Source organism: Bordetella hinzii LMG 13501 (genome assembly GCF_001548475.1).
GTDB classification, from domain to species: Bacteria; Pseudomonadota; Gammaproteobacteria; order Burkholderiales; family Burkholderiaceae_B; genus Bordetella; species Bordetella hinzii.
Genome location: NZ_LRUJ01000033.1, coordinates 26,838 through 48,795, shown reverse-complemented (window position 1 = coordinate 48,795; position 21,958 = coordinate 26,838). Strand labels below are relative to the sequence as shown.

Sequence of the window (21,958 nt, the reverse complement as noted above, 5' to 3'; positions counted from 1 at the left end):
CATGCATCACAAGTTCTCTGTTTTCCGCCTGGCGCCGCTGCTGTGGCTGGCGGGTTGCGCCGTGGGACCGGACTACCAGGCGCCCCGGCCCGAGCCGGTGGCGCTGGCCAGCCCCGAGCAGGCTTTGTTCACGCATGAGCGCGTGCAGCGCGACTGGTGGAAGCAATTGCAGGATCCGCAACTGGACCGCCTGGTCGCCCTGGCCCTGGCGCGCAACCAGGACATCCGCCTGGCGCAGGCGCGCCTGGCCGAGGCCCGGGCCGTACTGGATGAGCGCGAACTGGACCGCTGGCCGGCGGTCACGGCCCAGGGCGACTATGCCCGCAGCCTGTCGCAGCTCAATGCCGGGCCGGCGGGCCAGCGCAACCTGGCGCGCAGCTACCAGGCGGGGTTCGACGCTGTCTGGGAGATCGATCTTTTCGGCCGCCTGCGCCGGGCCGCCGAAAGCGCGGCGGCCGCCAGCCAGGCCAGCGAGGCCGACTTGGCGCAGATCCGCGTGGTCGTGGCCGCCGAGGTGGCGCGCAACTATTTCGAGATGCGCGGCGCCGAGCAGCGCCTGCGCGTGGCGCGGGACAGCCTGGCCAGCCAGCGCGACACCCTGCGCATCGTGCAGGCGCTGGCCGACAGCGGCCGCGGCAACGAAAGCGACGTGGCCAGCGCCCGCGCCGAGCTGGCCACGGTCGAGGCTAGCCTGCCGGTGCAGGAAACGGCGCGCCGCTTGGCGGCTTACCGCCTGGCCGTGCTGGCTGGCCTGCGGCCGGCCGAACTGGGCGAGCTGGAGCCGGCGCCGTCCCTGGCGCCCCTGGCCACGCGCCTGCCCATCGGCGACCCGGCGCGCCTGCTGGCGCGCCGGCCCGATGTGCGCGCCGCCGAACGCGCGCTGGCCGCGGCCAATGCAGAGGTGGGCGTGGCGGCCGCCGAACGCTATCCGCGTATCGACCTGGGCGGCTTCCTGGGCTTCGCGGCCTTGCGGGGCGCGGACTTCGGCACGGGCGCCAGTCGCGCCTTCAGCACGCGCGCCGGCATCAGCTGGCCGGCCTTGCACCTGCCCACGGCGCTGGCGCGCCAGCGCGCCGCGCAGGCGCGTTTCGAAGGCAGCTCGGCGCAATACGAGCAGACCGTGCTGCGCGCCATCGAGGAGCTGGAGTCGGCGCTGACCCAATACGGGCAGACCCAGCGCCGGCTGCGCAGCCTGGCCGAGGCGGCCGGCCAGAGCGCGCGCGCCCTGGCGCTGGCCACCTTGCGCTATCAGGAGGGCGCCGCCCCGTATCTCGCGGTGCTGGATGCGCAGCGCACCCTGCTGCGCGCGCAGGATGCGGTGGCCGAGGCGGAGATGGCTTCCTACACCAGCCTGGCGGCGCTCTACAAAGCGCTGGGCGGCGGCTGGGAGCCGGGCATGGGTTAAGATCGCCGGATAGCCATGCTAGACGCCAACCATCCCATTCCCTATTGGTCGCAGCCGCATCAGCCCGCCGACCGCGTCCTGATGACGCTCAAGACGCGCGGGCCGCAGTCGGTGGCCACCATCGCCCGTGTGCTGTCGCTCACGGCCGAGGCCGTGCGCCTGCAGGTGGCGCGGCTGCACGAGGAAGGGCTGGTCGAGTCCGAGACACAGAGCGCCGGCCGGGGCCGGCCCACGCAGATCTGGCGCCTGTCGGCGGCCGGCAATGCGCGGTTCCCGGATACGCATGCCGAAATGACGGTGCAGATGCTGCACGCCGTGCGCCTGGTCTTCGGCGAAGAAGGCATAGACAAGCTCATCAGCGCGCGCGAGGACGCCATGCGCAGCGCCTATCGCAAGGCCATGGCCGGCGCGGCCGACCTGCACGGACGCCTGCGCAGGCTGGCCGAGTTGCGCAGCGCCGAAGGCTATATGGCCGAGGTCCAGCCCGAGGGCGAAGGCTTTCTCTTCCTGGAAAACCATTGCCCCATCTGTTCGGCGGCCAAGGCCTGCATGGGCTTTTGCCGCAGCGAGCTGGAGCTGTTCCGCGACGTGCTCGGCGACCAGGCCAGGGTGGAGCGCGAAGAGCACATCCTGGCCGGGGCGCGCCGCTGCGCCTACCGGGTGCTGCCGGCCTGAGACGCCGGGCGTATATCGATATGCCGGGCCCGCGCCTGGCGCTTTCTCCCATCCAGCCTACAATCGCGGCCATGCCTGGCACCGGTCGGCGATAAACACAACGAGGAGAAAGTCATGAGCAAGAGCCCACAATGGCGTCTGGAAACCATAGCCGTGCATGGCGGCTACCGGCCCGACCCGACCACGCGCGCGGTCGCGGTGCCCATCTACCAGACCGTGGCCTATGCGTTCGACGACACGCAGCATGGCGCCGACCTGTTCGACCTGAAGGTGCCGGGCAATATCTACACCCGCATCATGAACCCCACCACCGATGTGCTGGAGCAGCGCGTGGCGGCCCTGGAGGGCGGTGTCGCCGCGCTGGCGCTGGCTTCCGGCCAGTCGGCGGTGACCTATGCCGTGCTGACCATCGCCGAGGCGGGCGACAACATCGTGTCGTCCAGCACGCTGTACGGCGGCACCTACAATCTCTTCGCGCATACGCTGCCGCAGTATGGCATCAGCACGCGCTTCGCCGATCCGCGCGACTTGGCCAGTTTCGAGCGCCAGATCGACGAGCGCACCAAGGCCATCTTCGCCGAGTCGGTCGGCAACCCGCTGGGCAATATCACCGATATCGCGGCCCTGGCCGAGCTGGCGCATCGCCACGGCCTGCCGCTCATCGTCGACAACACCGTGCCCTCGCCCTATCTGCTGCGCCCGATCGAACATGGCGCCGACATCGTCGTGCAGTCGCTCACCAAGTACCTGGGCGGTCACGGCACCAGCCTGGGCGGCGCCATCATCGATTCGGGCAAATTCCCCTGGGCCGAGCACAAGGCCCGCTTCAAGCGCCTGAACGAGCCGGACGTCAGCTACCACGGCGTGGTCTACACCGAGGCCTTCGGCGCGGCCGCCTATATCGGGCGCGCGCGCGTGGTGCCGCTGCGCAATACCGGCGCGGCCATCTCGCCCTTCAATGCCTTCCAGATCCTGCAGGGCATCGAAACGCTGGCGTTGCGCGTGGACCGCATCGTCGAGAACGCCGTCAAGGCGGCCCGCTTCCTGCGCGAGCATCCCAAGGTCGAATGGGTCAACTATGCGGGGCTGCCGGACCATCCCGACCACGCCCTGGCGCAGAAATACCTGGGCGGCAAGGCGCCCGGCCTGTTCACCTTCGGCGTGAAGGGCGGCCGCGAGGCCGGCGCGCGCTTCCAGGATGCCCTGCAGCTCTTCACCCGCCTGGTCAATATCGGCGACGCCAAGTCGCTGGCCACGCATCCGGCTTCCACCACGCACCGCCAGCTCAATCCCGAGGAACTGGCGCGGGCCGGCGTGCGCGAAGAAACGGTGCGCCTGTCCATCGGCATCGAGCATATCGACGACCTGATCGCGGACCTGGACCAGGCGCTGGCCAAGGCCTGAGCGGCAGGCGCCTAGGCGCTTGCCGCGCGCGCCGGCAGCCCGATGCGGGCGGTGTTGGCGAATACCGAAAGGCTGCTCGCCAGCATGGCCAGCGCCGCCGCGAAGGGCGTGGCGCCGGTGCCGAAGAAGACGGCCACCACCGCCACGTTGTAGGCCATGGAAAACAGCAGGTTCTGGCGCGCGATGCCCAGCATGCGGCACGCGATGGCCCGCGCCTGCAGCAGCCGTCCGATTCCGCCGCGCGTGATGACCACGCCGGCGGCGGCGACCGCCACGCTGCTGGCGCCCGGAATCGCCACGCCGCAGGCGGCGCTGGCCAGCACCAGGCCGTCGTTGGCGCCGTCGCCGACGAACACCGCCGAGGTCCCGCGTAGGCAATCGGCCTTGTCTTCGGGCGTCAGCGCGCAGCGCACCAGGTCGAAATCCGTCTCCAGGGCCGCCAGCAGCTGGCCGGTGGCCGCGGCGCTGTCGCCGGTCAGCAGCCAGCGCCGGCGGCCTTGCGCGGCCAGCGCGGCCAGCGTGGCCCGCGCCTCGGGCCGCGGCCTGTCCTGGAAGTGCAGGCTGCCTATCCAGACACCGTTGCGGACAAGGTGCATGCTGCCCGCCGTGTCCGGCGGCAGCGAGGCGGCGCCGGCCAGCCAATCATGGGCGCCGGCCTGTATCAGCGCGCCATCGGCGGCCCGCATGGAGACGCCGCGCGCATGCGCGCGATGCGCGGTGGCGCCGGCGGTGTCCGGCAGCTGCCGTTCTTGCGCGATCCGCCGCAGGGCGTTGGCGATGGGATGGCTGACCACGGATTCCGCTTCCCGGGCCAGGCCCAGCACCTGGGCCTCGCTCCAGCCGGCGGCGGTCCGGATACCGGTGAGCGCCAACTCGCCCAAGGTCAGCGTGCCGGTCTTGTCAAAGGCATAGATCCGTGCCCGCGCCAGCGCCTCCACGCTGGCCGGATCGCGGAACAGGATGTCGCTGGCGGCCGCCTTGCGGCAGGCCAGGGTATAGGCCAGCGGCGTGGCCAGCCCGACCGCGCAAGGGCAGGCCGCCACCAGGATGCCCAGGGCCTGGATCAACGCCATGTCGACGGCCTGGCCGGCCCAAAGATAGCGGCCGAAGGCGGCCAGGGCGACCAGCAGCACGGCCGGCAGCAAGAAGCGCACAAAGCGTTCGGCCGTTTCGGACAGCGAGCTGCGCGCGCCGAAAAGCTCCAGCATGCGCAGGCCCAGGAAATCGATGCGGCGCTGGCCGGCGGCGGCCGTCACGCGCAATGTCAGCGCGCCTTGCAGATTGACCGATCCCGCCAGCACGGCCTGGCCTTCGCCCACGGGCGCGGGCAGGGACTCGCCGGTCAGCAGCGAGCGGTCCAGCGCGGATTCGCCCCGCAGGACGATGCCATCGACCGGCACGCGCTCATTGGCGCGCACCAGGACCGTGTCGCCGGCGGCGAGCTCGGCCAGCCGGCGCGGTATGGGCTGGCCCTGTTCGAGCCGGTTGGCGGTCTCGGGCGCCAGCTGGCCGAGCGCATCGGCGGCGAGCCGGCTTTCCTGGCGGGCATGGACCTCGATCAGCCGGCCGGCCAGCAGAAAACCGATGAGCATGGTGGCCGCGTCGATATAGATGCGCGTCTGCCCATGGGCCAGCTCCCATAGCGAGACCAGCAGCGAGCCGGCCACGCCCAGCGTGATGAGGGCGTCCATGCCGGCCAGGCCGGCGCGCAGCGTGCGCCAGGCGGCGCGATAGAAGTCCAGGCCGGCATAGCCCACCACCGGCAGCCCGGCCAGGAACGCCGCCCAGGCGATGGCGAGCGCGGCCGACGGCTCCAGGCGCCCCTCGTCCAGGTACAGCACCCAGGAGCCCAGCATGCTCCACATGCCGAAGACCACGGCCACGACCAGCTGCAGGCGGATGCGGCGGGCCTGGAGCGGCAGCGCCTGCGCATCGGCGGCCTGCAGGGGCGCCAGGCCATAGCCCAGCTTGCGGGCGCGCTCGAAGACTTGTTCGAAATCCACCGTTTCGGGCGCCCAGGTGAGCAGGGCCGAGCCGGAGGTGAAGTTCACCGAGGCCGAGGTGATGCCCGGCAGCCGGGCCAGGGCGCGCTGCAAGGCCATGGCGCAGCTCGCGCACCATAGCCCCTCGACCGCGAACACCATGCGTCCGGCCCGGCGCGCCGGCTCCATGTCCATCATGCCCGGCCCTAGCGCGAGGCCACGACGCCAGTGCCCAGCAGGTGGCCCTTGAGCATCTTGCCGTAATAGCTCTCTTCGCCGGCGTGGAAATCGCGCGCGGCGGCCTCGACCGTCCCGGTCTGGCGCGGATCCTTGGGCCGTTCGTGGCTGTTGATGAAGGCCGCGACGTCCCAGGCCTGCTGGTCGCTCAGGGAGTAGGGCTTGCCCATGGGCATATTGGCCTTGATGAAGCCGGCGGCGGTGTCGATGCGCGCCATGCCGGCGCCCCAGTTGTACGACTCCGCGCCCCATAGCGGGGGGAACTTCATCTGGCCTTGCGCATCGCGCGTGCCCTGGCCCTGTTCGCCATGGCATAGCGCGCAGTTCTGCTGGTAGACCGCCAGGCCGCGTCCCAGGTCGTAGCCTTCCTTGGGCTTGGCGATCTTGGGATAGAGGGCGCCGCGCAGTTTTTCTCCAGCCGGCGCGCCGTCGGCCAGCCAGGCCATATAAGTGATGAGGTCGCGGTAGACATCGCTGCCGGCCTCGGGCGCGTGGCCCGAAGGCGAGTGCTGGGCGTTCATCGAGTACATGAAACAGCCCTGGATGCGGTCCTCCAGCGTGCTGATGCTGCCCGTCTTGGCGCGGTAGGCCGGATACGCGCCGTAGGCGGCCCACATGGGCGCCGAGTTCTCGCGGCGGCCGGCATCCAGGTGGCAGTTGGCGCAGGCCATGGCATTGCCGACGTGGTCTTTCACATAGGCGCCGGTCTGCGTAAAGATATCGCGTCCGCGCTTGACGGCCTCGCCATGCGGGCCCTTGGGCAGCGCGTCCTCGGGCGGCGGCAGGTAGTAGCCGTCGCTGCCGACCGGCATGCGCGGCGGCGCGGCCGATGCGCTCTTGGCATAGGCTTTGCGGTCGGCCTCCATCTGGGCGCGCGAGTAGGGCGGCGGGCTGTCGGCCTGGCCGGCGTGGCCGCCGAACAGACGATAGCCATCGGCGATCAGGCCGCTTTCATACACGCCGTAGCCGGCGGCGAACAGCAGCAGGCCCAGGAGGCTGGCGCGGGCCAGGCGGCTGCCCGGCCGGGAGGAAGTCTTCATGGCGGATCTCCGGGGAGTCAGGGGCGTAGCGAGCCGAAGTATTGGGCGGCCGCCCGCATGTCGTCGTCGCTCATGCGCGCGGCGATGTCGTCCATCAAGGACTGCGGCGAGTTGCGCCGCTGTCCGCCCTTCCAGGCGGCCAGCTGGCTGAGCAGGTATTCGGCCTGCTGGCCGGCCAGGCGCGGGAACTCGCTGCCCACGCCTTCGCCGTTCTGCCCATGGCAGGTGGCGCAGGCGGGGATGTCGCGTTTCCAATCGCCATGGCGGTTGAGCATTTCACCGCGCGCCTGCGAGGCGCCCAGCGCCATGGCCGCGCCGGGCAGGGGCGGCAGGCCGGCGTAATAGCGCGCCACGGTCTCGATATCCGCATCGCTCAATTGGCGCGCGATATAGCGCATGGATTCATTGGCGCGCGCGCCGGCGGCGAAGTCGCGCAGCTGCTTGGCCAGGTACTCGGCCGGCAGCCCCGCCAGCCGGGGCGTCTGCGCCGCGCCTTCGCCGCGCGCGCCATGGCAGGAAGCGCAGCTCCACAGGGACGCATTGCCGCGGCTGACCAGCAGCGGGGCGCCGGCGTCGGCCTGCACCGGGGTCGGCGCGTCCGCCGTCAGGCCGCCGGGCTCGCCGCTGCGCGCCGGGGCCAGATCGTCCAGATAACTCAGGGCGCCCCAGATGGCCAGGGCGATGAAGATCGCCAGCACGAAGAGCGGAATGGGCCGGGATTGTTCCCAGGGATCGAAGGCGGGGTCGATGTCCTCGACGCGCCGGGCGGTCTTCATGGCTGTTCCTTTTTCACGGCGCGGGGGTCATAGCCCTGGTCCCGCATGGCGGCTTCCTTGTCGCTGACGGCATAGCTGCGGTCCAGGCTGAGCAGGTAGGCCGCCAGATCCAGCGCTTCCTGGCGCGCCACGATCACGCCGCCGTCGGCCGGACGCAGCGCCGGCGGCAGCTTGACGACCACATCGCCGGCCTCGGGCCGGGCCTTCTTCTCGAACAGATAAGGATAGGAAGGCATGATGCTCCAGTCGAAGATGGCCCTGGGCTGGTAGAGATGCGTCAGGTGCCAATCGCGGCTGGGCAGCCGCGCGCCCACGTTCAGCAGGTCCGGGCCGGTGCGCATGGTGCCCAGCAGATGCGGCGCGTCATGGGCGTAGTCGCCGGGCGTGGAGGCGCGTCCCCAGCCGCGGGCCAGGTCGGACAGCGTCTGGCCGGTGGCGCGCGGCTGCTGGCTGTGGCAGTAGACACAGCCGTTGGCGATGTATTGCGCGCGGCCGCGCAGCTGCTCCACGGTGTAGTTCTGCAGGCCCGCGGGCGCGGCGGCCTGGCGCACCTGCCAGGCCGGCAGGATCACCAGGAACACGGTCGCGAAGGCGAGGACGGCGACGGCGCCGACCAGGAGGGAGGTCACTCGATTCATGCGGCACCTTGTCGCTTGGAACAGAACAGGGCGATGACCTGGGCGCCGAAGAGCAGGTGGCCCAGCGTCATCAGCCCGCCGCCCAGGGAGCGGCCTTCCAGGTAGGGGCGGATATCGCGCGTGATGTCGGCGAAGCTCGTCGTGGCATCGAGCAAGGCGATGCCCTGCAGCCAGCCGCCGACCGACAGCGACAGGAAGTAGATGGCGAAACCCGCGACCGTCAGCCAGTAATGCGCGGCGATCAGGCGCGGCCAGGGCCAGCGCTTGCCGGTCAGGTGCGGCAGCATGTAGTAGAAAGCGCCGAACAGCACGACCGATACGAAGGCATAGGCGCCCAGGTGGGCGTGGCCCACGGTGTAGTGCGTGAAGTGGGTGACCGAGTTGACCGCCCGCACGGCCTCGAGCGAACCCTGGAAGGAGGCGGCCGTATACATCAGCGCCCCGGTCCATACAAAGCGCAGCGCCATCGATTGCTTGAAAGCCCAGAGGTTCTGCGCCACGGTGACGTGCTGGTTGACCGCAACGGCGATCACGGGCACGAACATCATCACGCTATGCACCACCGACAGCGTCACCACCCAGGTCGGCACCGGCCCGCCGATCAGATGGTGGATGCCGACCTGGCTGTAGAACAGCGCCAGGCCCCAGAACCCCAGGAGCGACACGCTGTAGGAGTAGATGGGTTTGCCGATGATCTTGGGGATGAGGTAGTAGGCCGTGCCCACCCCCAGCGGCGTGAGCCAGAGGCCGAGCACGTTGTGCGCGAACCACCAGTTCATCGTCGCCTGCTGCACGCCCAGGTGCAGGCCGGGGAGGTTGGCGATGAAGAAGAGAATGGGAAACCAGGCCATGCCGGCCAGGTAGTACCAGCCCGTCACGTAGATGTGATGCACCTCGCGCCGGCGCGCCGTGGCCAGCGCCGGCCAGGCCAGGAACAACCCGCCCAGGGCCAGCACGATGTCGATCTGCCAGGGAATCTCCAGCCATTCCAGGCCGTCGCTCCATCCCGCGCCAATGGCGATGGCCCCGGCGGCCACGCCCAGCGTCCAGATGGCGCCGCCCGCCATGGCCATGCCGGGGCGGCGCAGCGGGGTATGGAACATGCGCGGCAAGATCCACAGCGCTACCGCGAAGCCGGCCACCGAGAGCCAGCCGTAGGCCACGAGGTTGAGGTGGATGGTGCGTGAGCGGCCGAAGGTGGTGAAGGGCAGGCCGGCCAGCCAGTCCGGCATGTGCAGCTTCAGCGAAGCCATCATGCCAAACAGCGAGCCCACGATCAGAAAGCCCGTGGCGACCAGGGTCAGCGCCTGCACCACCTGGCGTCCGGGCCGGTCCACGCCGGCGCGCTGGGCGTCGAAGCGGTGCGCGCCGGCGCCGGAGGAGGGGTCGTCGAGATGGCCGGATTCGCCCGCCAGGAAGATGCTGGACGCCTCGGTCTTGCCGGCGCCGATCTGCCGGTTGGCGATGGCCCAGATCAGCACGCCGAGCGCGGCGAGCGACACAACGAAACTGAGCGCCAGGAGCAGGCCGAGCGTGGTGTTCATGGCTGCTCCGGGCGCGGGGCGGTCTTCGTCCCGGCCGGGACGGACAAAGGTGACAGGCGCATATTCCCTCCGCCCCGGATGTCTGGGATGGTTGTCGGGGCGAGGCAAAGATAGCCAGGGAGAATTAAGGCGGGATTAACAGCGCCGCGCATGGCGGGCGGGTAGGCCAAGGTCAGGTCGGCCCGGTGCGTTAATATCCACAAGAAATATGTTTATTATTAAAAATAATTTAGTACGAAGGGCAGAGATGCGCATCCTGTTGGTGGAAGACGATGTGCTGGTCGCACAAGGCATACAGGCGGGGCTGGGCCTGCAGGATTTCGTCGTGGACGCCGTGGGGTCGGCCGAGCAGGCGGACGCCGCCTTGATGACCTCGTGTTTCGACGCCTGCTTGCTGGACCTGGGCCTGCCCGACCACGATGGCATGACGCTGCTGGCCCGGTGGCGGGCGCGCCAGCATGCGCTGCCGGTGCTGGTGGTCAGCGCCCGCGAGGCCACGGCCCACCGCGTGCGCGCCCTGCAGGCCGGGGCCGACGATTACGTGCTCAAGCCCTTCGACCTGGATGAACTGGGCGCGCGCCTGCATGCCGTCATCCGGCGCGCCGCCGGCTACAGCCGCGATTGCATCCGCCACGGGCCGCTGGAGGTCTGCCTGTCCACCGGCCGGGTGCTGCGCGATGGCCAGGAGGTCGTCCTGGCGCGGCGCGAGCTGGGCCTGCTGCGCGTGCTGCTGCAGCGTCCGCAGAGCATCCTCACCGCCGAGCAGCTGCGCGACGGGCTCTATGGCTATGCCGACAACGTCGAGAGCAATGCGCTCAACGTCCATATCCACAAACTGCGCCGCAAGCTCGGCGCCGGCATCATCCAGACCGTGCGCGGCCTGGGCTACCGCCTGGGCGAACCATGAGCCTGCGCGGCCGGCTGCTCTTGCTCCTGGGCCTGTCCTGGCTGCTGCTGGGCGGCGGCATGACACTCTGGCTCTATGAGCGCGCCAGCTCGCAGATGGACAGCGCGCTGGATTCGCGCCTGGCGGCCTCGGCCGGCATGGTGGGCCGCCTGCTGTCGCAGCTGCCCTTGCCCGAGGCCAGCCCGGCCCAGGGCGAGGCGGCGCCGCTGGACGTGCTGGCCCGCGATGGCGTGGCCTGCGAGGTCAGCGAATGGCGCGCCGAAGTGCTCGCGCGCACAGTCGCGCGCACGCCCGGCAGCCCCAGGCTGCGTGCCGCCGGCAACGGTTTCGGTTATCTGGAGCAAAAGGGCGTGCGCTGGCGCACCTATGTGCTGGAGCAGGGCGAGCTGCGCATCGCCACGGCCGACCGCATGGATCTGCGCGACGGCCTGCGCCGCGAAGTGGCCCTGGCCGCCATCCTGCCTTTCGGCGTCTGCCTGCTGGCCGGGTCGCTGCTGCTGTGGCTGGGCATCGGCCGGGGGCTGGCGCCGCTGGAGCGCCTGCGCCGCGCCTTGACCGCCGACGTGCCGCTGGAGCGGATCGACCTGCCGCGCACGCCGGTGCCGCGCGAGCTGCGGCCTTTTACGCAGACCATCTCCGGCCTGTTGCGGCGCATGCGCGAGGCCTTGCTGCGCGAGCGGCGCTTCGCCGACAACGCCGCGCACGAGATGCGCACGCCCTTGACGGTGGTGACCACCCACCTCCAGGTGCTGGACCGCCTGACCCCGCCCGAAGACCCGCGCCGCGCCTCGCTGGGCAGCGCCCTGCAGGGCGCCAACCGGCTGCGCCGCCTCATCGACCAACTGCTCAGCCTGGCGCGCGTGGAGAACGCGCCCGCTCCGGCCGAACGCGCCGAGCTGGCCGCCGCGGCCCGGCAGGCGCTCGAGGGCTTGGCGCCGCAGCGCCTGGAGCTGGACCTGCCCCGGGCGCCCGTCCATGTCGGCATGCCGGCCCCGCTGCTGGCCAGCGCCTTGCGCAACCTGGTGGACAACGCCCTGAAGTATTCGCCCGCCGACCGGCCGGTGCGCATCGCGGCCGCCGTGAGCGGCGCCACGGTCGATGTGCGCGTGCGCGACCATGGGCCAGGCCTGCCGGCCGAAGCCCTGGAGATGGCGCAGGAACCGTTCTGGCGCGGCGGCCGGCAGGTCGAGGGCAGCGGCCTCGGGCTGGCCATCGTGGCGGCCATCGCCCGGCGCTTCGATGGCCGGCTGGAGTTGGTCAATGCGGCGGGCGGCGGACTGGAGTGCCGGCTGGCGCTGCCGCGGGCGGGCTGAATGTTCCGCCGGTTGTTGGAGGCGCCACGGCAGCAGAGGTGGCGCGCCCGCGCCATGGGCAGGCACGCGCAGCCGCCGCGGAATTTCAGGAAAATTTGACGCGCCGCCGGCTACAACAGCGCCAGCTTCCCTCGCGGGTGTCTCCGATGAATCCCATTGAATGGTCCGCTGGCCCGCCCCGATGGCTTCATGGCCGTGCCTTCCCGCAATGGGCCGCCGCGGCGCGGCGGCCGGCGCTAGTCCTTGTCGGCGCGGACATCGGCGAGCATGGCGCGGGCCTGGGCGGTGAGCGTGTCCAGGATGCGGTGCAGCGCCACGCGGTCTTCGGCCGAGAGGCTGTTTTCCAGGGTTTTCTGGCGCGATTGCGTGCCGTGCAGGCCGCGCTCCACCATGGCCGCGCCGGCCGGGGTGAGCGAAACGATGCTGCGGCGCCGGTCGGCCGGATCGACGGCCTGGGTGAGCAGGCCCAGCTGTTCGACCTCGAAGACCGCCCGGCTGATCTGGCTTTTGTCCAGATGGGAAAACCTGACCACATCCGAGGGGGTGGACGGCCCCAGGCGGTATAGGCTGATCAGCGTGCGCCATTGACGGCTGGTCAGGCCCAGGTCCCGGCTGACCGAGGCGTCCACGACGCGCGACAGCAGCTGGGCCAGCACCGAGGTCTTGAAGGTGATGAGGTCTTCGACCGTGATTTTTCTTGGCATATTTTCTCACTTGCAACTGTTGCTATAGCAACTAAAGTCTTATAGCATTCCCATACCAGCAGAACTATTACACGGGTTTCGGAGGCGGACATGCAAATGAGAGCGCAGATGCGCCGGCGGGTACTGGCGGCGCTGGCGGGGCTGCCGGTCGTGGCCGGCCTGGCCCGGGCCGAGCCGGCCTGGCCCACCCAGCCGGTCAAGATCGTGGTCACCCAGGGGCCCGGTTCGGGCAGCGATGTCCTGGCCCGGCTGATCGCCCAATACCTGGGGCAATCCCTGGGCCAGTCGGTCATTGTCGAGAACAAGCTGGGCGGCGGCGGGGTGGTCGGCCACGAGGCCGTGTTGCGCAGCCACGACGACCATACCTTTGTCTTCAGCTCGACCGCGCCGCTGTTCGTGGTGCCCTACCTGAACAAGGCCGCCGTCTACCGCTACCACGATTTCGCGCCGGTGGCGCCCGTCATGCAGGCGCCTTTCGTGGTGCTGGTGCCCGATACCGAAGACGCGCCGCGCAGCCTGAAGGAACTCATCGCCAGCCTGCGGGCCAAGCCCCAGGCCTATTCTTCGGCCGGCTACGGGACCATGACCCATCTGGCCAGCCAGTTGCTGCTGCAGGCCGCCGGCGTGACCGCCACCCACGTTCCCTACAAGGGCAGCGGGGCTTCGCTCAATGATCTCATCGGCCGGCAGGTCGAGTTTTCCAGCGACTCGCTGACTGCGTCCATGCCGCTCATCAAGGCCGGGCGCCTGCGCGCGCTGGCGGTGACCGGCGCGGCGCGCGAGAAGTCCCTGCCCGAGGTGCCGACCCTGCAGGAGGCCGGCTACCCGGGCCTGTCCATCGCCGTGATCGGCGGCCTGTTCGCGCCCAAGGCGGGCAGCGAGGCGGCCAACCGGCGCCTGGCCGCGGCCATGGCGGAGGTGATGGACAACACCGCGGTGCGCCAGCGCTTCGCCACCCTGGAGACCGAACCGCTGACGGTATCGCGCCAGGCCTTCGCCGCGCTGCTGGACAAGGAAGAGGCGCGCTGGGAGGCGGCGGCCAGGCAACTCGGTCCCGAGCCCGACTGATGGCGGACGAGCGCGCGCAGGCCCTCGACAGAGTGGCTTTCAATCCGGCGGCCGACGGCCCGCTCAAGGGCATACGGGTCCTGGACCTGAGCCGGCTGGTGGCGGGCAATATGCTCAGCCTGCAGCTGGCCGACTTTGGCGCCGATGTCATCAAGGTGGAGTCCGTCAATGGCGGCGACACCCTGAGGCAATGGACGCAGGCCACGCCCGGACATCCCGAAGGTTTCGATGCCTGGTGGCAGGTCTATGCCCGCAACAAGCGCAGCGTGGCGCTGGATCTGCGCTGCCGTCGCGCCGTCGCCCTGGTGCGCGAACTGTGCCGAAGCGCGCATGTGCTGGTCGAGAGTTTCCGTCCCGGCACGCTGGAGGCCATGGGCCTGGGACCCGAAGGCCTGCATGTGCTCAACCATGGAATGATCATCGTGCGCCTGTCCGGCTGGGGGCAGTCGGGGCCCTATCGCGATCTGCCGGGTTTCGGCAGCCTGATCGAGGGATTCTCCGGCTATGCCTTGAAGAGCGGCGACAGCGAAGGCCGGCCCGTGCTGCCCGGCATCGCCCTGGCCGATATGGTCACCGGCCTGTCCGGCGCCTTCGCGGTGATGACGGCCCTGCGCGAGGTCGAGGTGCGCGGCGGACAGGGGCAGGTCATCGACCTGTCCTTGCTGGAGCCCATGCTGTCCATCATGGGGCCGGACGTCACCCATGTCGCCCATGGCGGCGCCAAGCCTACCGTGGGCGAGAAGATCGCTTCGCCGCGCGGCGTCTATCGCTGCGCCGATGGCCGCTGGGTCGCGCTGTCGGGGTCGACCGATTCCATGGCGCGCAAGGTCTTCATGGCCATCGGCCGGCCCGGCCTGTTCGAGGACGAGCGCTATCGCAGCAATGCGGCGCGCCTGGCGCATGACGCCGACATCGAGGCCATGCTGCAGGACTTCATCGGCAGCCGGACGCAGGCCGCCTGCCTGGAACATTTCCAGGCCCATGGCGTCACCGTGGGGCCGGTGCACGACGCGCAAGGCGTCTACGAGGACGCGCATGTGCGCGGCCGAGGGGTCTATGTGGCGGCCGGCGACGACGCGGTCGTCATGCACGACGTGGTGCCGCGCATGAGCGCCACGCCCGGCGCCTTGCGCCGCCGCGCGCCGGCCCATGGCGAGCACACCCGCGAGGTGCTGGCCGAACTCGGCTTTAGCAGCGAGCAGATCGCCGACATGCAGGCACAGGGGCAAATCAAATGCAAATAAAAGAACTGCGGTCCTTGCTTTTCCTGCCGGCCAACCGGCCGGCCTTTATCGAGCGGGCGCATGAGCGTTCGGCCGATGCCGTCATCCTGGACCTGGAGGACGCGGTCCTGCCGGAGCAGAAGGCCGAAGCCCGGCTGATGGTGCCGCGGGCCTCGGCAGCGCTGGCCGCGCGCGGCCTGACGGTGCTGCTGCGCGTGAACGCCGATCCGCAGGCCTGGTGCGCCGACCTCGATGCGGCCGACCTGTCCAAGCTCAAGGGCGTCATCCTGCCCAAGGTGGAGGCGGCCGCCGAAGTGGCCGCGCTGGCCGAGGCGCTCAACGTCATGGAGCGCAGGTCGGCCTGCCCATGGCCGCTGGCGGTCGCGGCCCTGATCGAATCGCCGCTGGGCGTGCTGCGCGCCGCCGAAATCGCCCAGGCTTCGGAGCGGCTGTGCGCCCTGGGCTTCGGCGCGGAGGATTACGCGGCTTGCCTGGGCATCCCGCCGGAGCCGGACTATCTGCGCTGGCCCGCGCAACAGGTCGCCAACAGCGCGCGCGCCTTCGGCCTGGGATGCTGGGGCCTGGCCGATACCGTGGCCAATATGGAGGATATGGCGCGCTTCGAGGGGGCGGTGCGCGAGGCGCGCAACTTGGGCTTCACGGGCAGCGTCGCCGTGCACCCGCGGCAGGTGCCCCCTGTCAATCGCGGTTTCTCGCCCACCCAGGCCGAGCTGGAATGGGCCTTGCGCGTGGTGGCGGCCGCCGAGGCGGGCCGGGCCCAGGGCAAGGGCGTGGTCCGCCTGGATGGCCGCATGGTGGACCAGCCGCTGGTGGACCGCGCCGAACGCTGGCTGCGGCAGCGGCGCATGTCGCAATAAACCGCGGGCCGGGGCGCCTGGGCGATAATCAAGCGGCCCGCCGCCGACAAATCCGCCGCCCCGATGGAACTCCGCCAGCTCCGCTATTTCATCCGCATCGTCGAATTGGGCTCGATGAGCCGCGCGGCCATCGAACTCGACATGGTGCAGTCCGCGCTCAGCCAGCAGATCAGCCGGCTGGAAGGGGAGCTGGGCACGCGCCTGCTCAAGCGTAACCCGCGCGGTGTCGAACCCACCGAAGCGGGCACGGCGTTTTTCCGCGAGGCCAAGCTGACCTTGCGGCATGCGGAGCAGGCCATACGCAGCGCGCAGCAGCCGCGCCTGACAGGCTCGGTCAGTATCGGTCTGCCGGCCACCACCGAATCCATCCTCGGCCTGCCGCTGGTCGCGGCGCTGCGCGCCCGCTATCCGGATGTGCGCCTGCACATGGTGGGCGGCATGTCCGGCATGCTGGCCGATATGCTCAACGCGCGCGAATTGGACATGGCCATCCTGTTCGACCAGCGCGGCCGCCACAGCATCTTCGCCGGACGCACCTGGACGGTGCGGCCGCTGTTCGAAGAAGAGCTGTTCCTGATCCGGGCGCGGCGCCGGCACGTCCGGCCCCTGCCCGAAGCGGCCAGCCTGGCCGAGCTGGCCGACGAGCCGCTCATCCTGCCCACGGTCGGCCATGGCTTGCGCTCGGTGCTGGACGCGGCCTTCGCGCGCGCCCAGGTCCAGCCCCGGATCGCGCTGGACGTGGACTCCCTGCCCATGACGATGGCCGCGCTGGCCGCCGGCCTGGGGGCGGTCATCCAGCCCTGGGCCGTCATGGGCAGCGTCAAGGACGCCCGCCAGCGTTTCGAGTGGACGCGGGTCAATGACCAGGACGCGCTCAGGATCAATCTGCTGTGCAGCCTCAACGAAGAGCAGCTGTCGCCGGCGGCGCTGGCCGCGCGCTCGGCGATGACCGCATGCATACGGCAATTGATCGGCGACGGTGTATGGCAGGGCACCCGCCTCATCCATCACGAAAACTGATGGCGCCATTCCCGAACCGGGGTATATAGCGTCCCGGCCGCTCCCTACACTGCCCGCTTTGATCATCCAAGCCGCAGAGAAGGGAATCGTGGAGCAAATCAAACCGTACGCCGGCCCGCAAGAAAGGCACATGCTGCCGGAGCTTTTCGTGCCCGATGTGCTTTCGGCCGACGACGACAGGCTATGGGTGCCGAATGGCCCGAACCGCTGGTCCCGGCCGCTGTGCCTGAACCTGTCGCAAGGCTATTGGGTGCACCTGACCCGCTTCAGGGGCCGGGGTTTCCTGTCGCGCCACCGGCATCCCGCGCCGGTGCACGCCTATGTCATCAAGGGCTCGTGGCGTTATCTCGAAAGAGACTGGGTCGCGCGCGCCGGTTCCTACCTCTACGAGACGCCGGGCGACATCCATACGCTGGTCGTGGACGAGGACCAGGACGAAATGATCACCCTGTTCCAGAACCACGGCGCCATCACCTATTACCGGGAGGACGGCGGCGTTGAGAAGGTGGTGGACGCCTTTTACTACGCCAACCTGGCCGAAGCGCATTTCGAGCAAGTCGGCCTGGGCCGGGATTTCGTCAAGCACTTCATCCGCTGAGCGCAACCACAAGAAAAAACCGGAGACAACAATGAAAGCCCTCGTCAAGGGATGGCTGATCAGCGCCTGCATGGCCTTTTCAGCCCACGCAGCCTACCCCGAAAGCCCCGTCAAGCTCATCGTGCCGTTTCCGCCGGGACAGACGACGGACATCATCGCCCGGGCGTTTGCCGAAGAACTGCAGAAAACGCTGGGCCAGCCCGTCATCGTCGAGAACAAGGCCGGCGCGGGCGGCATCATCGGCACCGAGGCCGCCAAGCGCGCGCCCCATGATGGCTACACCATTCTGTTTACCTCCGGGGGACCGGCCTCCATCAACGAGAGCCTCTATAAATCCATCCCCTACCGCACGCTCAGCGACTTCGACCAGATCGCCGTGCTGTATGAAATGGCGCAGGTGCTGATCACCCGCGCGGAGTTGCCGGCCGGCCGGGTCGATGAGCTGGTCGCCTACCTGAAGACCAAGCCGGGCACCAACTATGCCTCGGGCGGCATCGGCCTGACCAATCACCTGACCATGGAGATGTTCAAGCGCTATGCGGGCGTGGACGTGCTGCACATTCCCTACAAGGGCGCGACCGCCGCCCTGAGCGGACTGATCGGCGGCGACGTGGACCTGATGGTGGAGTCGCTGCCGGCGGCCAAGCCCCATATCGATTCGGGCCGGCTGAAGATCATCGCCACCGGCTCGGCCAAGGGACTGGCCGGCTATCCGGCCGTGGAAACCATCGCGAGGTATTACCCGGGCTTCAATGCCACTACCTGGGTGGCGCTCATGACGCCCAAGGGTGTCTCGCCGGACATCCTGGACAAGCTGCACCGGAGCACGCAGGCCGTCATCAAGACCGACAAGCTGCAGAAGCTGTTCCGCGATAACGCGGCCGAGCCGATGGCGCTGTCGCGCGAGCAATCGCAGGCCTATATCGCCGCCGAAATCTCCAAATGGAACGCCATCATCAAGGAGGGCGATATTTCGGCCGATTGACGCGGGAGGCCCACGGGCTTCCCTCTTGGACGAACAAGCCTACAGCGAGCAAGAGCATGAATGAATTTGCCGGGAAAGTCATCGTCATATCCGGGGGCGCGCGAGGCCAGGGCCTGCTGCAAGCCCGCATGCTGGTCGAGCGCGGCGCCAGCGTCGTGATCGGCGATGTGCTGGAGCAGGAGGGCAGGCAGGCCGAGCGCGCCCTGGGCGAACGCGCGCGCTTTGTCCCGATGGACGTCAGCCGCGAGGCAGACTGGCGTCATGCGCGGGAGGTCGCGCACAGCCTGGGCGAGATTCACGGCCTGGTCAACAACGCGGGCATCTATGATCCACGGCCGCTCGCGGACACCACGGCACAGAACTTCGAGCGCCATTTCCAGGTCAACCAGCTGGGCGCCTTCCTGGGGATGAAGATCTTCGCCGAGCCCATGCGCGCCCGCAAGGACGGCAGCATCGTCAATATCGGTTCGGCCGCCGGCATGCGCGGTTCGCCCAATTCCTTCTCGTACTGCGCCACCAAATGGGCCTTGCGCGGCATGACCAAGGCGCTGGCCGCCGACGCGGGCTTTGACAATGTGCGCGTCAACTATGTGGCGCCCGGCCCGGTCAATACGCCCATGATCCATTTCCGGGGGGAGGAGGCCAACCGCAAGCGGGCCGCCCAGGTGCCGCTGGGACGGCTGGCCGACGCCGAGGACGTGGCGCCGACCGTGGTGTTCCTGCTGTCGGACGCCGCCAAATACATCACCGGGGCGGAAATCATGATCGACGGCGGGCTGTATCTCTGAGGGCGCGGCGGCGCGGGGCATAAGTCCTGATAGTTATTTACATATAACTGTCTGGCATATAGGATGATGGGTTTTCCGGATTCCTACGAGGTAGTGTTGTGTCCGCCGCAGCCTTGAGTGCTTCTGCTCCCGCCGAATTGTCGCCGCGCGAGCAGCGCGGCAATGTCGCCCGGCTCACCATCGCCCAGGCGCTGGCCGGGGCCAATTCGGTCGTGGTCTACGCGACCGGCGCCATCGTCGGCGATATGCTGGCGCCCGACAAGGCGCTGGCCACGCTGCCGATTTCCGTCTTCGTGGTCGGCATGGCGGCCTGCATCATGCCGGTCGGGGCCATCGCCCGCCGCCACGGGCGGCGCGCCGCCTTCATGGCGGGCACGGGCTGCGGCGTCCTGGTCGGCCTGCTGGCCGCCATGGCCATGGTGTCCGCTTCCTTCTGGCTGTTCTGCCTGGCGACCTTCTTTGGTGGCGCCTATGCGGCCGTGGTGCTGTCCTTCCGCTTCGCCGCGGCCGACGGCGTGGCGCCCGCCAGGCGGGCCCGCGCGCTGTCCTTCGTGATGGGCGGCGGCGTGCTGGCCGGCGTCGTCGGGCCGCAGATCGTCACCCACACCATGTCTCTCTGGCAGCCGCATATGTTCGCGGCCACCTATCTCGTGCAGGCCGGGGTGGCGGTGGTGTCGGGGCTGGTGCTCTGGGGCGTGCGCCTGCCGGTCTTGACGCCGGCCGAGGTCGCGCAGGGCCGTCCGCTGTCGGTCATCGCGCGCCAGCCGCTGTTTGTCACCGCGGTGGTCTGCGGCGCCGTCTCCTACCTGCTGATGAACTTCCTCATGACGGCCGCGCCCCTGGCCATGCATCTTTGCGGCCACCCGCAAGAAAGCGCCAACCTGGGCTTGCAGTGGCATGTGATCGCCATGTATGCCCCGAGTTTTTTCACTGGCAGGCTGATCTCGCGTTTCGGTTCCGGCCGCATCGTGGCGCTGGGCCTGCTGCTGACCGGGATCGCCGCGGCGGTGGGGCTGGCCGGCGTGGACGTGGCCCATTTCTGGCTCACCCTGATCCTGCTGGGCCTGGGCTGGAACTTCGGTTTCGTGGGCGCGTCGGCCCTGGTGCTGGAGTGCCATCGTCCGGAAGAGAAGACCCGCGTGCAGTCCCTGAACGACTTCATCGTGTTCGGGACCATGGCGGTGGGGTCGTTTGCTTCCGGCGGCCTGCTGGCGGCCTATGACTGGGATACGGTCTTGTGGGTGTCCTTCATCCCGCTGGCCCTGGCCGTGTGCGCGCTGAGCTATGTCTTCCTGCGCCAGCGGCGCGCGGCTTGACCCGCCGGCCGCCGCTGTCGCCGCCGTTGCCGCCAGACGCCCGGGCGGGCGTCTGGCATGAGGGTGAATCAATAATGATTATAATTTGCATCCTCGATAGGATCGTCGAGCCTTGAGCGGGCGGGGACGCGCCGCGACAACATCACCCAAAAGGAAGGCAATATGCGCATCATCAAATCCGTCGCGGCGCTCGCGCTGCTGGGCTGGAGCGGCATGGCAGCGGCCCATTTCGTCTGGCTGGAGCCGGCCGGCGACACCAAGGTCCGCGCCTATTTCGGCGAGTGGGCCGATGACCTGCGCGAAAAGACCGACGGCTTCCTGGGCAAGGTGGTCGTCGAGCCCTCGCTCAACGGCAAGAAGGTCAAGCCGGCCGCCACCGGCGCCGATTACTACGAATTCGACGCGCGCGGCGAAACCCGCCTGGGCCAGTCCGTGCTCTTCAAGGAAACCCTGCTGGATTACAGCGCGCGGCTGGGCCGGGACGACACCCGGGCGCAATTGCCGCTGGAGTTCGCCCCCACCGCCGCCGGCGGCAACACCTTCGTGCTGACCTTCGAGGGCAAGCCCCTGCCCAAGACCGAAGTCACCGTCTTCGGCCCGCCCAAATGGATGAAGCAATTCCGCACCGACGAGGCCGGCAAGTTCACCATCGAGACGCCGTGGCCGGGCCAATATGTGCTCGAGGCAGGCCACACGCTGGAGCAGGCCGGCCAGCATGACGGCAAGCCCTACACCAAGAAGCGCTACGTCAGCACCTTGACCTTCGAGCGCGCCCAGTAAGGCGAGGCCCGGCGGTCGGCGGCTTGGGGGATAATGCGCGCATCATGCCGGCAGCCCCCTGGCCGGGGCGGGCGGGCCACGGCCCGCCCGCTTGAATGACCCCTATCCGACGGAGCCCGCGATGAGCGCCCCTACGCCGCACGATGAAGTGCGCCTGATCGATTGCACCGAGGCCGGGCACGCGGCCGCCATCCTGGACATCCTGAACGACGCCATCGTCAATTCGACGGCGCTCTACGACTACGTGCCGCGGCCGCCGGCGGCCATGGCGGCCTGGTTTGCCGCCAAGCGCGCCGGCGGCTTCCCCGTGGTGGGCGCGGTCGATGCGCAGGACCGCTTGCTGGGTTTTGCCAGCTGGGGCACGTTCCGCGCCTTTCCGGCCTACAAGTACACCGCGGAGCACAGCGTCTATGTGCACCGCGACCAGCGCGGCCGGGGGCTGGGCGGGCTGTTGCTGCGCGAACTGATACGGCGCGCCCGGCAGGCGCAGCTGCATGTGCTGGTGGGCTGTATCGACGCCAGCAACGCGGGCAGCATCGCCCTGCACGAAAAACTGGGCTTCGTGCACACGGGCACGATGCCGCAGGTCGGCTTCAAGTTCGGCCGCTGGCTGGATGCGGCCTTCTACCAACTCACGCTGCCCACGCCCGAGGAGCCGCGCGACGGCTGAGCTGGCG

General features: G+C 69.4%; 21 protein-coding genes. 15 read left to right on the top strand and 6 right to left on the bottom strand.

Translation table 11 applies throughout. The annotated features are described in order from the left end of the window. Position 1: 1 nt before the first annotated feature. From AXA74_RS18555 to AXA74_RS18545, 3 genes are all read left to right on the top strand, one after another. Entirely contained in the window at positions 2 to 1,405 is a 1,404-nt protein-coding gene (locus AXA74_RS18555; RefSeq protein ID WP_029581462.1) for an efflux transporter outer membrane subunit, read from the top strand. Positions 1,406 to 1,420: 15 nt separating this feature from the next. Continuing rightward, the gene (locus AXA74_RS18550; protein WP_029581461.1) at positions 1,421 to 2,080 is read left to right on the top strand and encodes a helix-turn-helix transcriptional regulator; all 660 of its coding nucleotides are present in this window, start codon (positions 1,421 to 1,423) and stop codon (positions 2,078 to 2,080) included. 114 nt (positions 2,081 to 2,194) lie between these two features. Continuing rightward, complete coding sequence (locus AXA74_RS18545; protein ID WP_029581460.1) at positions 2,195 to 3,484, top strand: O-acetylhomoserine aminocarboxypropyltransferase/cysteine synthase family protein; 1,290 nt, start codon at positions 2,195 to 2,197, stop codon at positions 3,482 to 3,484. 11 nt (positions 3,485 to 3,495) lie between these two features. Here the strand turns inward: AXA74_RS18545 and AXA74_RS18540 are convergent, their stop codons facing one another. The 5 genes from AXA74_RS18540 to AXA74_RS18520 are packed head-to-tail and all read right to left on the bottom strand — an operon-like array spanning position 3,496 to position 9,701. Further along, complete coding sequence (locus tag AXA74_RS18540) at positions 3,496 to 5,664, bottom strand: heavy metal translocating P-type ATPase (RefSeq protein ID WP_032979094.1); 2,169 nt, start codon at positions 5,662 to 5,664, stop codon at positions 3,496 to 3,498. Positions 5,665 to 5,672: 8 nt separating this feature from the next. After that, positions 5,673 to 6,743 carry a c-type cytochrome gene (locus tag AXA74_RS18535; RefSeq protein WP_032979093.1) on the bottom strand — a complete coding sequence of 357 codons (1,071 nt, stop codon included), beginning with the start codon at positions 6,741 to 6,743 and terminating at the stop codon, positions 5,673 to 5,675. 17 nt (positions 6,744 to 6,760) lie between these two features. Continuing rightward, the gene (locus AXA74_RS18530) at positions 6,761 to 7,519 is read right to left on the bottom strand and encodes a c-type cytochrome (RefSeq protein WP_029581457.1); all 759 of its coding nucleotides are present in this window, start codon (positions 7,517 to 7,519) and stop codon (positions 6,761 to 6,763) included. After that, positions 7,516 to 8,157 carry a cbb3-type cytochrome c oxidase subunit II gene (locus AXA74_RS18525; protein WP_029581456.1) on the bottom strand — a complete coding sequence of 214 codons (642 nt, stop codon included), beginning with the start codon at positions 8,155 to 8,157 and terminating at the stop codon, positions 7,516 to 7,518. The genes AXA74_RS18530 and AXA74_RS18525 overlap by 4 nt, the downstream gene beginning before the upstream one ends. Continuing rightward, the gene (locus tag AXA74_RS18520) at positions 8,154 to 9,701 is read right to left on the bottom strand and encodes a cbb3-type cytochrome c oxidase subunit I (RefSeq protein ID WP_029581455.1); all 1,548 of its coding nucleotides are present in this window, start codon (positions 9,699 to 9,701) and stop codon (positions 8,154 to 8,156) included. The genes AXA74_RS18525 and AXA74_RS18520 overlap by 4 nt, the downstream gene beginning before the upstream one ends. 247 nt (positions 9,702 to 9,948) lie before the next feature. Between AXA74_RS18520 and AXA74_RS18515 the strand changes: the two genes are divergently transcribed. Next, complete coding sequence (locus AXA74_RS18515) at positions 9,949 to 10,608, top strand: response regulator (RefSeq protein ID WP_029581454.1); 660 nt, start codon at positions 9,949 to 9,951, stop codon at positions 10,606 to 10,608. Then, positions 10,605 to 11,921: a sensor histidine kinase gene (locus AXA74_RS18510; protein WP_032979091.1), complete on the top strand. Its 1,317-nt coding sequence runs from the start codon at positions 10,605 to 10,607 to the stop codon at positions 11,919 to 11,921. The genes AXA74_RS18515 and AXA74_RS18510 overlap by 4 nt, the downstream gene beginning before the upstream one ends. Before the next feature lie 236 nt (positions 11,922 to 12,157). On the opposite strand, the gene AXA74_RS18505 is transcribed toward AXA74_RS18510, so the two are convergent. After that, a complete protein-coding gene (locus AXA74_RS18505; RefSeq protein ID WP_029581452.1) occupies positions 12,158 to 12,625 on the bottom strand; it encodes a MarR family winged helix-turn-helix transcriptional regulator in 468 nt (155 codons plus the stop codon). A 90-nt stretch (positions 12,626 to 12,715) separates the two neighbouring features. On the opposite strand from AXA74_RS18505, the gene AXA74_RS18500 reads away from it, so the two are divergent. The 10 genes from AXA74_RS18500 (at position 12,716) to AXA74_RS18450 (ending at position 21,951) form a co-directional block, all read left to right on the top strand. Continuing rightward, a complete protein-coding gene (locus AXA74_RS18500) occupies positions 12,716 to 13,693 on the top strand; it encodes a Bug family tripartite tricarboxylate transporter substrate binding protein (RefSeq protein ID WP_142028396.1) in 978 nt (325 codons plus the stop codon). Continuing rightward, positions 13,693 to 14,937: a CaiB/BaiF CoA transferase family protein gene (locus AXA74_RS18495; protein ID WP_032979089.1), complete on the top strand. Its 1,245-nt coding sequence runs from the start codon at positions 13,693 to 13,695 to the stop codon at positions 14,935 to 14,937. Before AXA74_RS18500 ends, AXA74_RS18495 begins: the two co-directional genes overlap by 1 nt. Further along, positions 14,928 to 15,794 (top strand): HpcH/HpaI aldolase/citrate lyase family protein, encoded by an 867-nt coding sequence (locus tag AXA74_RS18490; RefSeq protein WP_029581449.1) that lies wholly within the window; start codon positions 14,928 to 14,930, stop codon positions 15,792 to 15,794. Before AXA74_RS18495 ends, AXA74_RS18490 begins: the two co-directional genes overlap by 10 nt. A gap of 63 nt (positions 15,795 to 15,857) precedes the next feature. Then, complete coding sequence (locus AXA74_RS18485) at positions 15,858 to 16,814, top strand: LysR substrate-binding domain-containing protein (protein WP_029581448.1); 957 nt, start codon at positions 15,858 to 15,860, stop codon at positions 16,812 to 16,814. A 130-nt stretch (positions 16,815 to 16,944) separates the two neighbouring features. Further along, positions 16,945 to 17,412 (top strand): 2,4'-dihydroxyacetophenone dioxygenase family protein, encoded by a 468-nt coding sequence (locus tag AXA74_RS18480; RefSeq protein WP_032979087.1) that lies wholly within the window; start codon positions 16,945 to 16,947, stop codon positions 17,410 to 17,412. A 31-nt stretch (positions 17,413 to 17,443) separates the two neighbouring features. After that, positions 17,444 to 18,397, top strand: coding sequence for a Bug family tripartite tricarboxylate transporter substrate binding protein (locus tag AXA74_RS23985; RefSeq protein WP_029581446.1), 954 nt, complete (start codon positions 17,444 to 17,446; stop codon positions 18,395 to 18,397). A gap of 56 nt (positions 18,398 to 18,453) precedes the next feature. Beyond that, entirely contained in the window at positions 18,454 to 19,185 is a 732-nt protein-coding gene (locus AXA74_RS18465) for an SDR family NAD(P)-dependent oxidoreductase (RefSeq protein ID WP_032955319.1), read from the top strand. Positions 19,186 to 19,298: 113 nt separating this feature from the next. Further along, positions 19,299 to 20,501, top strand: coding sequence for an MFS transporter (locus AXA74_RS18460; protein ID WP_223850555.1), 1,203 nt, complete (start codon positions 19,299 to 19,301; stop codon positions 20,499 to 20,501). Positions 20,502 to 20,663: 162 nt separating this feature from the next. Then, entirely contained in the window at positions 20,664 to 21,281 is a 618-nt protein-coding gene (locus AXA74_RS18455; RefSeq protein ID WP_029581443.1) for a DUF4198 domain-containing protein, read from the top strand. 121 nt (positions 21,282 to 21,402) lie between these two features. Continuing rightward, positions 21,403 to 21,951: a GNAT family N-acetyltransferase gene (locus AXA74_RS18450; RefSeq protein ID WP_029581442.1), complete on the top strand. Its 549-nt coding sequence runs from the start codon at positions 21,403 to 21,405 to the stop codon at positions 21,949 to 21,951. Positions 21,952 to 21,958: the final 7 nt, after the last annotated feature.